The sequence below is a fragment of the Herbidospora sp. RD11066 genome (assembly GCF_054661255.1).
On record NZ_BAAGDO010000003.1, the window covers coordinates 99,620 to 113,414 of the forward strand.

General features: G+C 69.8%; 14 protein-coding genes. 5 read left to right on the forward strand and 9 right to left on the reverse strand.

All coding sequences use genetic code 11. The features are described 5' to 3' along the window. Positions 1 to 14: 14 nt before the first annotated feature. Both ACYQ78_RS11920 and ACYQ78_RS11925 read right to left on the reverse strand, forming a co-directional pair. Positions 15 to 956 (reverse strand): SPFH domain-containing protein, encoded by a 942-nt coding sequence (locus ACYQ78_RS11920; RefSeq protein ID WP_459800852.1) that lies wholly within the window; start codon positions 954 to 956, stop codon positions 15 to 17. Positions 957 to 1,029: 73 nt separating this feature from the next. After that, positions 1,030 to 1,818, reverse strand: coding sequence for an ABC transporter ATP-binding protein (locus tag ACYQ78_RS11925; protein ID WP_459801765.1), 789 nt, complete (start codon positions 1,816 to 1,818; stop codon positions 1,030 to 1,032). 60 nt (positions 1,819 to 1,878) lie between these two features. Between ACYQ78_RS11925 and ACYQ78_RS11930 the strand changes: the two genes are divergently transcribed. Beyond that, complete coding sequence (locus ACYQ78_RS11930; protein WP_459800853.1) at positions 1,879 to 2,604, forward strand: hypothetical protein; 726 nt, start codon at positions 1,879 to 1,881, stop codon at positions 2,602 to 2,604. Here the strand turns inward: ACYQ78_RS11930 and ACYQ78_RS11935 are convergent. Beyond that, positions 2,601 to 5,228 carry a WD40 repeat domain-containing serine/threonine protein kinase gene (locus ACYQ78_RS11935; protein ID WP_459800854.1) on the reverse strand — a complete coding sequence of 876 codons (2,628 nt, stop codon included), beginning with the start codon at positions 5,226 to 5,228 and terminating at the stop codon, positions 2,601 to 2,603. The two genes, ACYQ78_RS11930 and ACYQ78_RS11935, sit on opposite strands and share 4 nt — an antisense overlap. A gap of 121 nt (positions 5,229 to 5,349) precedes the next feature. Here ACYQ78_RS11935 and ACYQ78_RS11940 point away from each other — a divergent pair, with 121 nt between their 5' ends. Then, positions 5,350 to 5,997, forward strand: coding sequence for a hypothetical protein (locus ACYQ78_RS11940; protein ID WP_459800855.1), 648 nt, complete (start codon positions 5,350 to 5,352; stop codon positions 5,995 to 5,997). Between the two features lies 1 nt (position 5,998). Here the strand turns inward: ACYQ78_RS11940 and ACYQ78_RS11945 are convergent, their stop codons facing one another. Both ACYQ78_RS11945 and ACYQ78_RS11950 read right to left on the reverse strand, forming a co-directional pair. Further along, positions 5,999 to 6,601: a response regulator gene (locus ACYQ78_RS11945; protein ID WP_459800856.1), complete on the reverse strand. Its 603-nt coding sequence runs from the start codon at positions 6,599 to 6,601 to the stop codon at positions 5,999 to 6,001. Next, a complete protein-coding gene (locus ACYQ78_RS11950; protein WP_459800857.1) occupies positions 6,598 to 7,710 on the reverse strand; it encodes a GAF domain-containing sensor histidine kinase in 1,113 nt (370 codons plus the stop codon). The genes ACYQ78_RS11945 and ACYQ78_RS11950 overlap by 4 nt, the downstream gene beginning before the upstream one ends. Before the next feature lie 91 nt (positions 7,711 to 7,801). Between ACYQ78_RS11950 and ACYQ78_RS11955 the strand changes: the two genes are divergently transcribed. The 3 genes from ACYQ78_RS11955 (at position 7,802) to ACYQ78_RS11965 (ending at position 10,115) form a co-directional block, all read left to right on the forward strand. Beyond that, a complete protein-coding gene (locus tag ACYQ78_RS11955) occupies positions 7,802 to 8,464 on the forward strand; it encodes an SDR family NAD(P)-dependent oxidoreductase (RefSeq protein ID WP_459800858.1) in 663 nt (220 codons plus the stop codon). Further along, the gene (locus ACYQ78_RS11960; protein ID WP_459800859.1) at positions 8,461 to 9,426 is read left to right on the forward strand and encodes an S-adenosylmethionine:tRNA ribosyltransferase-isomerase; all 966 of its coding nucleotides are present in this window, start codon (positions 8,461 to 8,463) and stop codon (positions 9,424 to 9,426) included. Before ACYQ78_RS11955 ends, ACYQ78_RS11960 begins: the two co-directional genes overlap by 4 nt. A 113-nt stretch (positions 9,427 to 9,539) precedes the next feature. Then, positions 9,540 to 10,115, forward strand: a complete 576-nt coding sequence (locus ACYQ78_RS11965) for a hypothetical protein (RefSeq protein ID WP_459800860.1) — start codon at positions 9,540 to 9,542, stop codon at positions 10,113 to 10,115. Positions 10,116 to 10,166: 51 nt separating this feature from the next. On the opposite strand, the gene ACYQ78_RS11970 is transcribed toward ACYQ78_RS11965, so the two are convergent. From ACYQ78_RS11970 to ACYQ78_RS11985, 4 genes are read right to left on the reverse strand one after another with little or no spacing between them, the layout of a single operon-like run. Next, positions 10,167 to 11,213 carry an ABC transporter permease gene (locus ACYQ78_RS11970; protein ID WP_459800861.1) on the reverse strand — a complete coding sequence of 349 codons (1,047 nt, stop codon included), beginning with the start codon at positions 11,211 to 11,213 and terminating at the stop codon, positions 10,167 to 10,169. After that, entirely contained in the window at positions 11,210 to 12,115 is a 906-nt protein-coding gene (locus tag ACYQ78_RS11975; RefSeq protein WP_459800862.1) for an ABC transporter ATP-binding protein, read from the reverse strand. The genes ACYQ78_RS11970 and ACYQ78_RS11975 overlap by 4 nt, the downstream gene beginning before the upstream one ends. A gap of 14 nt (positions 12,116 to 12,129) precedes the next feature. After that, positions 12,130 to 13,011 carry a lysophospholipid acyltransferase family protein gene (locus ACYQ78_RS11980; RefSeq protein ID WP_459800863.1) on the reverse strand — a complete coding sequence of 294 codons (882 nt, stop codon included), beginning with the start codon at positions 13,009 to 13,011 and terminating at the stop codon, positions 12,130 to 12,132. Further along, positions 13,008 to 13,736: a GNAT family N-acetyltransferase gene (locus ACYQ78_RS11985; protein WP_459800864.1), complete on the reverse strand. Its 729-nt coding sequence runs from the start codon at positions 13,734 to 13,736 to the stop codon at positions 13,008 to 13,010. Before ACYQ78_RS11985 ends, ACYQ78_RS11980 begins: the two co-directional genes overlap by 4 nt. Positions 13,737 to 13,795: the final 59 nt, after the last annotated feature.

A 13,795-nucleotide genomic window follows, 5' to 3' on the forward strand; every position in this document is an offset into this window, starting at 1 on the left:
CGGGCCGATATCCGTCAGGACGCTGGCGGCTTGGCCGGGAGATCAGGGGTCTTGTTCGCGGGCGGCTGGAACAGGCCGCCCAGGTTCTCCAGTGCTCGGCCCATTTCGGACGGCACGATCCACAGTTTGTTCGCGTCGCCCTTGGCGATCTCGGGCAGCGTCTGGAGGTACTGGTAGGCCAGCAGCTTCTCGTCGGGGTCGCCGTCGTGGATGGCCTTGAAGACCATGCCGATCGCGTCGGCCTCGCCCTTCGCGCGCATCGCGCGGGCCTCGGCGTCGGCCTGGGCCCGGAGTACCACGGCCTCGGCCTCGCCTCGCGCCTTCAGGACGGCGGCCTCGCGCTCGCCCTGGGCGGTGAGGATGGCCGCCTGCTTGCTGCCCTCGGCGGTGAGGATGGCGGCGCGCTTGTCGCGGTCGGCGCGCATCTGCTTCTCCATCGAGTCCTGGATGGAGGCGGGCGGGTCGATGGCCTTCAGCTCGACCCGGTTGACCCGGATGCCCCAGCGGCCGGTCGCGTCGTCGAGCACCCCGCGCAGCTCGGTGTTGATCTCCTCGCGGGAGGTCAGGGTGCGTTCGAGGTCCATGCCGCCGACCACGTTGCGCAGGGTCGTCACGGTCAGCTGCTCGACCGCGACGATGAAACTCGCGATCTCGTACGTCGCCGCCTTCGGATCGGTCACCTGGAAATAGATCACCGTGTCGATGGAGACGACCAGGTTGTCGGAGGTGATGACCGGCTGCGGAGGGAACGTCACGACCTGTTCGCGCAGGTCGACCTCGACCTTGATGCGGTCGATGAAGGGGACGACGATGTTCAGCCCCGCGTTGAGCGTGCGGTGATATCGACCGAAACGTTCAACGATTCTCGCGGTCGCCTGCGGCACGATCCGAATCGTCCGGGCCAGCGCGAAAGCGGCGACGAAGACGACGACGAGGGTGATGACGAGCTGAGTCATGCGTCCACTCCAGTCTGTAACTGGAGTTAATGATATTTGGGCGCCGCTTTACAAGAGGAAAAAGAACGAAATATCAGAATGGCCGGGCGTACCAGCGTCCCGTCGAGTTCCGCTCCAGATTCAGCGGCACCCCGAACGTCTTCGACAGGTTGTCGCCCGTCATGACGTAGTCGATCGGCCCCTGGGCGACGATCGAACCATGGCGCAGCATGATCGCGTGGGTGAACCCGACGGGAATCTCCTCGACGTGGTGGGTGACGAGCACCATCGTGGGCGCCTTCGGGTCTTGCGCGAGCTGGGAGAGGCGGCGGACGAGGTCTTCGCGGGCGGCGACGTCGAGCCCGGCGGCCGGTTCGTCGAGCAGCAGCAGCTCGGGGTCGGGCATGAGGGCACGGGCGATCTGGACGCGCTTGCGCTCGCCCTCGGACAGGGTGCCGAAGCGGCGGCGGATCAGGTGGGCGCAGCCGAGCTGGTCGATCAGCTCGACGGCGCGGGTGACGTCGTGGGAGTCGTACTCCTCGGTCCAGCGGCCGAGGATGGCGTAGGAGGCGGTCAGGACGAGGTCGATGACCTTCTCCTCCGGCGGGACCTTCTCGGCCAGCGCGGAGCTGGCCAGGCCGATGCGGGGACGCAGCTCGAACACGTCGGTCTGGCCCAGGCGCTCGCCCAGGATGTCGACGAAGCCGTCGGTGGGGAACAGCAGCGCGGCGGCGATCTGGAGCAGCGTGGTCTTGCCGGCGCCGTTGGGACCGATCACCACCCAGCGTTCGTCTTCCGCCACCGCCCAGTCGATGTCGCGCACCAGGACCGCGCCGTCGCGCCGGATGGCGACGCCACGCATGTTGAGCACCTGACCGCCCACAGCGATCCCCCTCACGTCCGAATCCGTCCGCGTAAAATCTATTGCCTTATCGTGGTTGGGGTGCGCACCGATTCACCGATCTCCGCGGCCCTGGTCTCCTGGGGGAACGCCTGGCTGACCGGCCACACCGGTCTCGACGACGCCGTCGACGCGCTTGAGCGGGCCTCCGGCCCCCAGATCGTGACGGATATCACTGGCGAGTCGCCTTTGCGGGTCTTTCTCGCGCAGCTGCGGGCGACCGGGCTGACGTCCTTCAGGCTCGCGCTTCCCATTCCGGGAGATCTTTTGGGGCTGACCGGTCCGCCGGTCTTCAACGGCGCCGCGCTGGAGGCCGGGCAGGCCGTCATCGCGGTGCTCGGCACCCGCCGGTTCGGGCTGGTGCCCTCGCCCGACCGGCGCGGCTCGTCGTATTCGGGCATCCGCTGGACCGTCCACGACGCCCACGCCGCCGACGCCGACGTGCCACAGCTCGCCGACGCCGAGCGGGCGCTGTCGGCCGCGATGCGGTCGGCGACCGACGCGCTGACCTCGGTCGACGGGCCGATGCAGGGCTTCCCCGCGCTCGACCACGTCGACGGCGCGCTGGCGCCCGGCTATCCCGGGCGCGCCCACCGCGTGGGCCACCTCGCGGCCCGCCTCGCGCTCGCGCTGCGGCTGGCCGAGGAGCGCGGGCTGACCTCCGGTCAGGTCAACGCGCGCCGCGAGGCGCTCAAGGCGCTCGACCACGCCGTCCGGCGCGCGCGGGTCGCCGCCCACCACGCGATCCTCGAACAGCTCAGCGCCTAGCCGGCCAGGTCCTCCAGCTTCCAGAACCTGATGCGCTTGTCCTCACCGGCCGAGACGACCTGCGTCTCGCCGTCGATCTCGGCGAAGGCGACCGAGTAGACGTTCTTGCCGTCGTGGGCCTTCACCGCGTCGCCGACCTGCTTCTCCTGCTCCAGGTCCCACATGCGGAGCGTGTTGTCGGTGGAGCCCGAGACGGCCATCGGGTGGCCGTCGATCTCGCGGAAGGCGATCGAGTAGACGTTGTCCTTGTGGCCGGTCAGCGATTTGCCGATCTGTTCGCCGGTCTTCAGGTCCCAGACGCGCAGCTTCTCGTCCTTGCCGCCCGAGATGGCCACGGCCGTGCCGTCGAGCTCGCCGGTGGCAACCGAGTAGACGGGCTGCTTGTGGCCCTTGAAGGTCTTGCCGTACTGCTTCCTGGACGAGGCGTCCCAGACCTTGAGCGTCTCGTCGTCGCTGGCCGAGACGATGATCGTCCTGTCGCCGGCCTGACCGAAGGCGAGCCAGTTGATGCCCTTGCCGTGGGCTCTGATGGCGCCGCCGATGGGCTGGCGGGTCTTCAGGTCCCACAGGCGGATGTTGCCGTCGGCGCCGCCGGAGGCGGCCACCCACTTGCTGCCGACCTTGCCGATGGCGACCGTGTAGACGGAGTCTCCGTGGCCCCACAGGCCGCCGCCGATGGCTTTGCGCTTCTCGACGTCCCAGACGCGCACCGAGCCGTCCCGGCTGCCGGTGACGGCCAGCGGGCGGCCGTTGACCTCGGCGGTGGCGACGGCGTACACCCAGTCGCCGTGGGCGTAGATCGGCTTGCCGAGCGCCTTGTGCGACTCGGCGTTCCACATCCGCACCGACCGGTCGACGCTCGCGGAGACGACGACCGGCTTGTCCTTGTCGCCGCCGACGGCGATGGAGTAGACCGAGCTCTGGTGACCGGCCAGGGAACTGCCGTCCTGCTCGCCCAGCACCGGCACCGGGGCGACCGTCGGAGTCGGTGAGGGCGACGGAGACGGGCTCGGGGTGGGCGCCGGGGACAGCGACGCCGCAGCCGGTGACGGGGCCGAGGCGGCGGGCGTGGTGGTCGGGAGGTCGACCACCGGCTGCTGGGTGATCCCGCCCTGGGCGGCCGCGGGGACCGGTGCCGGTTCGTCCTCGCTCTTGAAGAGGTTCGGTACGAGGAACAGCGCGGTCGCCGCCACCGCGAGCACGCCGACGAGGACTCCGGTGACCAGGCCCGCCCTGCTCTTCGTGGGGGGCGCCTCACCCAGCCAGCCGCCGGTGGGATCGGGGCGGGGGTGGAAGGTGGTCGCGTCGGAGTCGGCGAGCGGCGGCGCCTCCTCGGGCTTCGCCTTGGGTTTCGCCTTCGGCTTGCCCTTGACGGGCGCGGTCGGCGGGAGGCTCTGGTTCGGACCGGGCTGCGGCTGGTAGCCGGGAGGCGGAAAGCTCTGGCCGGGCTGAGAGGGGTAGCCGGGAGGCGGAAAACTCTGGCCCGGCTGAGGGAGGTAGCCGGGCGGGGGCACGCTCTGGCCGGGCCCCTGCGGATAGCCCTGCGGCGGCGGATAGTTCTGGTATCCGGGCGGCGGGTAGCCCTGGTATCCCGGCGGTGGATAACTCTGGCCCGGGGGCCGGAGGTGGGGCGCCTGGGGATCGGGGGGCGCGAAGCCGGGGGGCGGGGGTGGTGGCGTACCGGAGTCTGCGGGTTTTTCCGGGGCCGGCGGCGGGACGGGGACGAACGGGCGCGCGGGTGGCGCGGCGTCCTTCTTGCCGTTTTTGCCGTTGCGGGAGGCGGCGTTCAGGCCGGCCAGGAGGGACTTGTCGAGGTCGTCGTCGACCTGGTGGTCGAGGAGGGCGAACAGGGCCTCACTCGCGGTCGGGCGGTTGTCGGCCTGCTTGTCGAGGCTGGCCTCGACGATGGGGCGGATCAGGTCGGGCAGGGTCGAGATGTCGGGGGTCTCGTTCATGACCCGGTAGAGCACGGCGGGCAGGCTGTCGTGGCCGAACGCGGGCCGCCCCGTCGACGCGTAGAACATCGTCACGGCCCAGCTGAACATGTCCGACGGCGGCCCCACCCGCTTGGCCTCGATCTGCTCGGGCGACATGTAGGCGGGCGTCCCCACGACCCCGCTCGACAGGGTCGACGACGAGTCGAGCGCCCGCGCGATGCCGAAGTCGATCACGCGCGGCCCGTCTTGGGCCAGCAGCACGTTCGAGGGCTTGAAGTCGCGGTGCACGATGCCGGCCCGGTGGATCGCGGCCAGCGCGGTGATGGTGCCGACCGCGAGGCGGTGGAGGTTGCCGCCGGTGCGGGGGCCCTCCTGCTGGACGACCTTCTGGAGCGAGATCCCGTCGACGAGCTCGGACACGATGTAGGGGCGGTCGCCGTCCATGTGGGCGCCGAGGACCTGGGCGGTGCAGAACTGGGCGACACGTCGGGCCGCGGACACTTCACGGAGGAACGAATCTGCGTCGATTGCGTCCGTAACTCGCAACAGTTTGATGGCGACCGGGGTACCGTCCGGTGCCGTGGCGGCGTACACGACACCCTGGGCGCCTTCCCCAAGGCGCCCGGTGATGCGGTAAACCCCCAGCTCAGTCGGCTCGCCAGGCCGTAATGGCGATGTAGGCGGCACTGCGGTTCTCCCCCGTACAAAATGATCAAGTCTACGCGAAGTCTAGTAGTGCTTTACCGTTCCAAAGTGATATTGGTCTAGACATACGGGGATTGCCATGTCTTGTCCAACGGAGATTTTCATGCGCAGAACTTCCGGCATCGCCGCCGGACTCATGCTCTTAGCGCCGCTCGTGGTGGGCGTTCCCGCGAACGCCGCCGCCGCGAAGGACCCCTTCGCGAACTTCCGGATTCACGACGTCGTCTATCCGAAGTCGGTGAAGGCCGGGGCCAAGATCACCTACTACTTCGAGGCCACCAACACCGGTCCGCACAGCGCCGACTACTTCTGGGTCGGGGGCTACCTGCCCAAGGGCATCGTCAGCACCCTGAAGTGGAACGGCCCGAAGGGCACCTCCTGCACGTGGGAGGGCAACGAGTTCTGGTGCTGGACGCCGGACATCCTCTACCCCAACCCGGAAGAGGACTGGCAGACCGACTCGACCTGGCTGACCATCCAGGTCACGCTCAACAAGAAGACCCGCGGCACCGCCACCGCCAAGCTCGGCGCCATGACCTTCGACGTGCCCTCGGGCGCCGGCGACCTCGACGAGCGGCGCCTGCGCGAACTCGGCATCAAGGGCTGGATCTTCTCCAAGACCGTGAAGACGAAGATCGTCGCCCCCACGGTGAAGAAAAAGAAGAGCACCAAGCCGGTCTACGTGCCGCCGCCCCCGCCCCCGCCGAAGCCCGAGCGCGCCCCGACGCGCAACCGCAAGAAGGGCACGTGACCTAAGCGAGCCCGTGCCTGACGGCGTACAGGGCGGCCTGAGTGCGGTCCTGTACGCCCAGCTTCATCAGCACGTTGGACACGTGGGTCTTGACGGTCTTCTCGGCGACGTCGAGCGCGCGGGCGATCTCCCGGTTCGACCGGCCACCGGCGATCAGCGCCAGCACCTCACGCTCCCGGTCGGTCAGCGCCACCGTCTCGGCCGACGGCTTCAGCATCGCCTCGGCCGCCTCGGGCGCCAGCGCGACCTGCCCACCGTGGACGGCCCGGATGGCCGACACCAGCGCCGACGGGTCGACGTCCTTGTAGAGGAACCCGGCCGCCCCGGCCCGCATCGCGGGCGCGACGTCACCGCGATCGGTCATCGAGGTCAGCACGATCGTCTTCGCGACCCCGCCGAGCTCGGCCAGCGCCCCCAGCCCGTCGAGGACCGGCATCTTCAGGTCGAGCAGCACCACATCGGGTGAGAGCGCGCGGGCCAGCTTGACGGCCTCGGCGCCGTCACCGGCCTCCCCCACGACCTCGATGTCGCCCTGCACCTCAAGGAACGTGCGCAAGCCCTGGCGCACGATCGGATGGTCGTCGGCGATCAGTACCCGGATCATGTCGGCACCACCATCCTCACCGTCGTCCCGGCCCCCGGCCGGGAGATCACCTCCAGCCTGCCACCCACCCCGGCCGCCCGATCCCGCATCGACTCCAGCCCGAGCCCCCGCGTGGGCTCGCCGTCGAAGCCGCAGCCGTCGTCGGCGACCTCCAGCAGCAGCCCCTCACGGTCGGGGGCGAGCCGTATGCGCAGCTCGGAGCAGCCCGAGTGACGCAGCGCGTTGTGCCCGGCCTCCTGGGCGACCCGCAGCACCGCCACCTCGACGGCGGCCGGAAGTTCGCCCTCGAAGTGGCCGTCGAAGGTGATCGAGGCGCTGTGCAGCCGGTCGAGCAGCCGGACGTTCTTGCGCAGCGTCTCGACGAGCCCGTGACTGTCGAGCTCGGCCGGACGCAGCTCGACGATGATCTCCCTGAGCTCGGCCAGCGCCTCTCCGGCCATCCGCTGCACGCTGTCGAGCTCCCGCGCGGCCCGCTCGGGATCGGTGGCCAGCAGGGCCGACGCGGCCTGCGCGGTGAGCCGCAGCGAGAAGAGCTTCTGGGTCACGGCGTCGTGGAGCTCGCGCGCCATCCGCTGCCGCTCCTCGATGACGGTGAGCTCCCGGCCGCGCTCGTAGAGGCGCGAGTTGGTCAGCGCGATTGCGGCATGGGCCGCGAAGAGGGTGAGCACGTCCTGGTCTTCGGCGGTGAAAGGACCGCACGCCTTGTTGGCCAGGAAGATGATGCCGAGCACCTGGTCGCCGTCGTGGATCGGGACCCCGAGGAAGTCCTTCAGCACGGGGTGGGCCTTCGGCCAGCCGTCGAACCTGGGGTCGCGCCGCACGTCGCCGAGCCGGACCGGGGTGCCCTCCCTGAGCATCGCGCCCAGCAGACCGTGTTGACGGGGGGTCGGGCCGATGGCCGTCCACTGCTCGGGGGTGATGCCGTCGGCGACGAACTCGGCGAAACTGCCGTCGTCGTCGGGCACGCCCAGCGCGGCGTAGCGGGCGTCGAGCAGTTCCCTGGCCGAGCGCACGATGACCTGGAGCACCTCCCTCGGGGAGAGGTGCCGGGTGACCGCGAGGACGGCGGAGCTGACGGCGTGGAGCAGGGCGTCCTGACTAACTCCCATCCGGCCACCATAAGTCCTAGCCCGGAAGGCCTAGGACCGGCCCGCCTCGGGCCCGATGTGCGGAAACGCGCCGGTTTCTAGCGTTGAGCCCATGAAGAACGCACTGATCACCGGCGCCTCCCGGGGACTCGGCCTGGCGCTGGCCACCGAACTCGCCAAGGACGGCTGGAACCTCACTCTCACCGCCAGGGGCGCCGATGACCTGGCCGAGGTGGCCCACCGGCTGGGCGCCGCCGCGATTCCGGGGGACGTGGCCGACGCCGCGCACCGCCAGAGGCTGGCGGAGGCCGTACAGGACCTGGATCTGCTGGTGAACAACGCCAGCGGGCTGGGCGCGGTGCCGCTGCCGGCGCTGGCCGACTATCCCGTGCCCGTGCTGCGGGAGCTGCTGGAGACCAATGTGCTGGCGCCGCTGGCGCTGACCCAGGCGGTGCTGCCCGCGCTGCGCAGGAGCGGGGGCGCGGTGCTCAACGTCTCCTCCGACGCCGCCGTCGAGGCGTATGAGGGGTGGGGCGGGTACGGCGCCACCAAGGCCGCGCTGGAGCAGATCTCCCACGTGCTCGCCGCCGAGGAGAAGGACCTGGCCGTCTGGTGGCTCGACCCCGGCGAGATGCGCACCCGGATGCTGGCCGACGCGATCGGGCCGCAGGAGGCGGGCGAGGCGCCGCTGCCCGAAGAGGTCGCGCCGCTGGTCGTCAAGCTGATCACCGAGCGCCGCGCGAGCGGCCGGTACACCCGCGGGAGCCTGGCATGAGCATCGACTTCGCGCTGACCTCGGTCAACGAGGCGCACCAGCCGCCCGAGGCCCGGGACTCGGTCAAACTCATGGTCTCCCGGCGCGACTCCGGTGAGATCACCCACCACGCCTTCACCGATCTGCCGGAGTTGCTCGATCCCGGTGACCTCGTCGTGGTCAACAACTCGCGCACCCTTCCGGCCGCGGTGAAGCTCGACCGGCTCTGGGTGCACTTCTCGACCGAGCTGCCCTGGGGCGAGTGGCTGGTCGAGCTCCGGTGTCCCGGCGGCACCACGTACAAGGGCGGGGCCCCGGGTGAGTGGCTGCCGCTGCCCGGCGGGGCCACGCTGCGGCTGGTCGAGCGCTTCACGCCGCGCCTGTGGAAGGCGCGGCTCGACACCGACGTGATCGGCTATCTCCAGCGGTACGGCACCCCGATCCGCTACTCCTACGTCGACCGCGACTGGCCGATCGACGACTACCAGACCGTCTTCGGCCAGGTGCCGGGCAGCGCCGAGATGCCCAGCGCCGGACGGCCGTTCACCACCCGCCTGGTCACCGACCTGGTCGCCCGGGGGATCACGATCGCGCCGATCACGCTGCACACGGGGGTGGCCTCACCGGAGAAGGACGAGCCGCCGTACGCGGAAAGGTTCACCGTCCCGGCCTCCACCCGGCGGCTGGTCACGATGACCAAGGAGAACGGCGGACGCGTCATCGCCGTCGGCACGACGGTGGTGCGGGCGCTGGAGACCGGCCACGACGAGGGCTGGACGTCGCGGATCATCTCGCCGGAGGCCCCGGCCGAGGTCGTCGACGGCCTGCTGACCGGGCTGCACGAACCCCGCTCGACCCACCTCATGATGCTGTCGGCCATCGGGGGCGCCGACCTCGTCATGCGGTCGTACGAGGCCGCGCTCGACCACGGCTACCTGTGGCACGAGTTCGGGGACGTCCACCTCATCCTGGGCGTGCACTGAATCTATACATAAAAGATCTATGGAAGTTTGCTCCAGGAATGGTAAAAACTCCCATCGAGTATCACGGGGGTTCTTTCTCTCTCCCCGTCTGTTCCCTGGGAGACATCCAACTCATGCGCACTGTCACGCGCGCGATCGCGGGGGTCGCCGTACTCGCGGCGGCGGCGTTAATCGCCCCGGCCTCCGCTTCGGCCACCACCGCTTCCACCTCCGCCACCGCGACGAAGGCCGCCGACCCCTGGTCGGTGTTCAAGATCTCGTCGCTGTCGTACACCAAGAAGGCGAAGCCGGGTGGCTACGTCACCTACCGCTTCAGGGTCACCAACACCGGCCCGTACAAGGCCGACATCTTCGAGCTCGGCGGTGTGCTGCCCAAGGACACCGACCTGAAGAAGAAGATCGGTTACTCCACCGACAACCGGGACATGCGCTGCTACATCGACGGACGGCAGTTCTTCTGCCCGAACGTCAGCATCCTGGAGGTCGGCGACGAGGCGTACATGACCCTCCGCTTCCAGCTGAAGAAGACCGCCAAGGGCACCCAGGCGGGCAAGGTCGGCGCGTGGGTGTACGACATCCCCGCCGGTGCGGAGAACCTCGACCGGGCCCGGCTGCGCGAGCAGAACCTCAAGGGCTGGGAAATGATGCGCCCGACCAAGACCACGGTCGTCAAGCCCAAGAAGAAGTAGTCCCGCATCGATGACCCGCCGTCGTGGCCGCGACGGCGGGTTCTTCGTTTCTCAGATGGAGTCCCACCGGAAGATCTTGACCGCGATCGCGCCGATGACCAGCCCGAACGCCAGCACGATGCCCAGCTCGGGCAGCACCGACACCGCGCTCTGACCGCGCACCATCACGTCGATCATGCCCTGGTTGAGGTGCTTGAGCGGGAAGACGTTCGAGATCGTCTGGAGCCAGCCGGGCGCCGAGTCGAGCGGGATGAACGACCCCGACAGGAACGCCATCGGCAGCACGATCAGGTTGGAGATGCCCGCCGCGGCCTCCGCCGACTTGGCCAGCCCGCCCGCCACCATGCCGATCGCCATGAACGTCAGCGTCCCGGCGATGATCAGCGGGATCGCCATCCACCACGCGTCCGACAGCTGCAGGCCGAAGAACGGCAGCGAGGCGACCGTGAGGAAGATCGCCATCTGGATGAGCGCGATCACGACGCTCACCAGGACGCGCGCGCCGACGACCGAGGCGGTGCTGACCGGCGCCAGCCGCAGCCGCCGCAGGATGCGCTTCTCCCGCCACGTCACCAGGGTGGCCGCCGCCCCGAAGGCGGCGCCCATCGCGATCGCCCAGCTCAGCAGGCCGGGGGTGACGTACTGGATGGCCGCGAGGGAGTCGTCCTCCGCCTGTTGGGTGGCCAGCGTGTACTTCTGCGGCACGCCCACGCTGTTGGCCTGCGTGACGATCTGCCGGAACACGCCCTGGACGGTCCCGGCGCGCACCTGGTCGGCGGCCGAGAAGTAGAGGTTCAGCGCGTCGCCCTGCTGGGTGACGACCGCGACCGAGTCGCCCTTCTTCACCTCGTCCTGCGCGGCGGCCAGGTCGGTGCTCTTCTTGATCTCCAGTACGGAACCGAGCTCGCCCGCCGCCTGATCGAGGATCGGCACCGGGCCGACCTGGATGATCTGCGACTTGGAGACCCCGTTGCCGGTGAAGATGCCGCCGAACAGGACCAGGAACATCAGCGGGAACAGGATCGAGAAGAACAGCGCCGACTTGTCGCGCAGGTAGCCGAACAGCATGGCCCGGGAGAGGGAACGGAAGGCGGTCACGCGCGGTACTCCCGGCCGGTGAGGTTGAGGAAGACGTCTTCGAGGGTCGCGCCCCTGACCTGGAGGCCGGTCAGGAGCTGCCGCTCGGCCAGGGCGGTCAGCACGGTCGCCGGGCTCCTGGTCGCGATGGTGAGCGAGACGCCGTCGTCGTCGACCACGTCGTCGGGCCCGGCCAGCTCCACGGCCCCGGCCACGCTGAGCGTGCCGGTCTCCAGGCTGATGCGGGTGACGGCGTCGAGGTTGCGGACCAGCGAGGCCGGGGGCCCGAGTTCGAGGATGCGACCCTGGTCCATGATGGCGACCCGGTCGCAGAGCGACTCGGCCTCGTCCATGTAGTGGGTGGTGAGCACGACCGTCCGGCCGCCCTCGTTGAGGCTCCGGAGCAGGTCCCAGAGGTTGCGGCGGGCCTGGGGGTCGAGGGCGGCGCTGGGTTCGTCCAGGAAGACGATGTCGGGGTCGTGGACGAGCGCGCAGGCGATCGACAGGCGCTGGGCCTGGCCGCCCGACAGCTTCTCGGCGGGGGTGTCGGCCTTGTCCTCCAGCCCGACCGTGGCCAGCATGGCGTCGGCCTTCTTGGCGTCGGTGCCGTACAGGGACGCGAAGGTCCTGATCTGCTCGCGGGCGGTGAGCCGCTCGAAGAACGACGTCGCCTGCAGCTGCACCCCGATGCGGGTCAGCAGCTTGTGGTTGCGGGGCCAGGGGCGTTCGCCGAGAACCTCGACGGTGCCGGAGTCGGCCTCCCGGAGACCTTCGATGATCTCCAGGGTGGTCGTTTTTCCGGCGCCGTTCGGGCCGAGGATCCCGAAGAACTCACCCTGTTCGACGGAGAACGAGACGCCGTCGACGGCGTGTACCTGACCGTAGTGTTTGCGCAGATCACTGACGATGATCGTCTGCCCCATGGGGCGAAGACTACCTACGAATGAAGACCGATGGGCGTTTTGCCCAGACCGGTCCTGACTTGTGCCTCGGCCACCCCGGCGAGCGACCGACGCGTCTGCCCGGTGCCCGCGACCGGCGGGAACATGACGACCTCGACCGTCATGTGCTTGGTCGAGGCCACCCGGGTGATCGAGCCCACCAGGGAGTCGCCGCCGACGTAACTGGGCCTGGCGGAGGTGGCATCGTCCTCCAGGTAGCGGATCGTCGCCGGGCGCACGGCCGCGCCCGCGTCGATGGCGGCCTGGAACATCGCCGGGCGGAACCCGCCCATGCCCTGCCCGCACCAGGTCGTGCCCTCGGGGAAGGCGACGACGGTGTCGCCCGCGCGCAGGGCCCCGGTGACCTCGCCGACCGTGCCCGGCAGGAGGCTGAGCCGTTCGCGGTCGATGAAGATGGCGCCCGAGCCCGCGACGAGGGTGCTGATGACGGGCCAGTGGGCGATCTCGCTCTTGGCCAGCAGGCGCGAGGGCATCACCGCCGCCATCACGAGCGGGTCGAGCCAGGAGATGTGGTTGGCCACCATCAGGACGCCCGACCGCTCGGAGACCGCCCCGGCCGGGACGGCCGCGCCACCGACGAAGGAGAACCCGCGCGACACCGAGACCTTGACCCCGAGGGCCCGCAGCAGCAGCCGCGACCAGGCCATGGTCACCTTGGCCAGGGTGTCCGGCCGCAGGTACCGGACGACGAGGGCCAGGACCACCCCGGCCAGCAGCACGAGAACCGCACCGGTCAGCCGGGCCGCCTGCCGGACGACCCCCGCCGGCAGGTGGGCGGGCGCCACACACGTGATCGGCTCACAGGGAGCCAGCGGCAGCCAGGGCGTGAGCGCCCTGACCGGTGCCGTGATGGTCATGCCGCTTCTCCCAGGAAGTGCCGCAGGTAGCGGGTGTCGACGTTGGCCAGCGACAGCAGCACGAAGAAGTCGGCCGTGCCGAAGTCGGTGTCGTGCGAGGGCGCGCCGCAGATCCACGAGCCGAGGCGCAGGTAGCCGCGCAGCAGCGGAGGGATCACGAACCGCTCGGGCGGGGTGCCGCCCTTCCAGAGCTTGCGCGGGGTGACCCGGTACTCCTCGGGCCCGAGGTCGATGTTGGCGACCACACCGGCGGCGGCCGTGCCGTTGTCGTCGAGGGGAACCGAGCAGCACCCGGCGAGCCAGGCGTGGCCGCCGCCGACCATGTAGTGGGCGATGCCCGCCCACATCAGGCCCATGACCGCGCCGCTGCGGTGGTCGGCGCGCACGCAGGTGCGGCCCACCTCCACCAGACCGCTCCGGATGCCCGACAGCCTGCTGGTGTCGAAGTAGCCGTCGCTGTACATGCGGTCGGTCCGGCCCGGAGGCAGCATCCGGTACGTGCCGACGACCTCGGTGCCCGCGCGCACGATGAGGTGGTCGCAGTAGGCGTCGAACCGGTCGGCGTCGAGCCCGGAGACCGGGGAGTCGAGCCGCGCGCCCATCTCACCGGCGAACACCTCGTAGCGCAGCCGCTGGGCCGCCTGCACGTCGGCCGCGCTGGTCGCGAGGCTGACGGAGTAACGCCCGCGGGCGTCTGTGAGGTGAAGTTCCCTTTCAGTCTTCATGCCTGAAATGACGACATGAGGAAGTGACGAAGATCTCTCACTTTTCGGGCGTGTCGGCG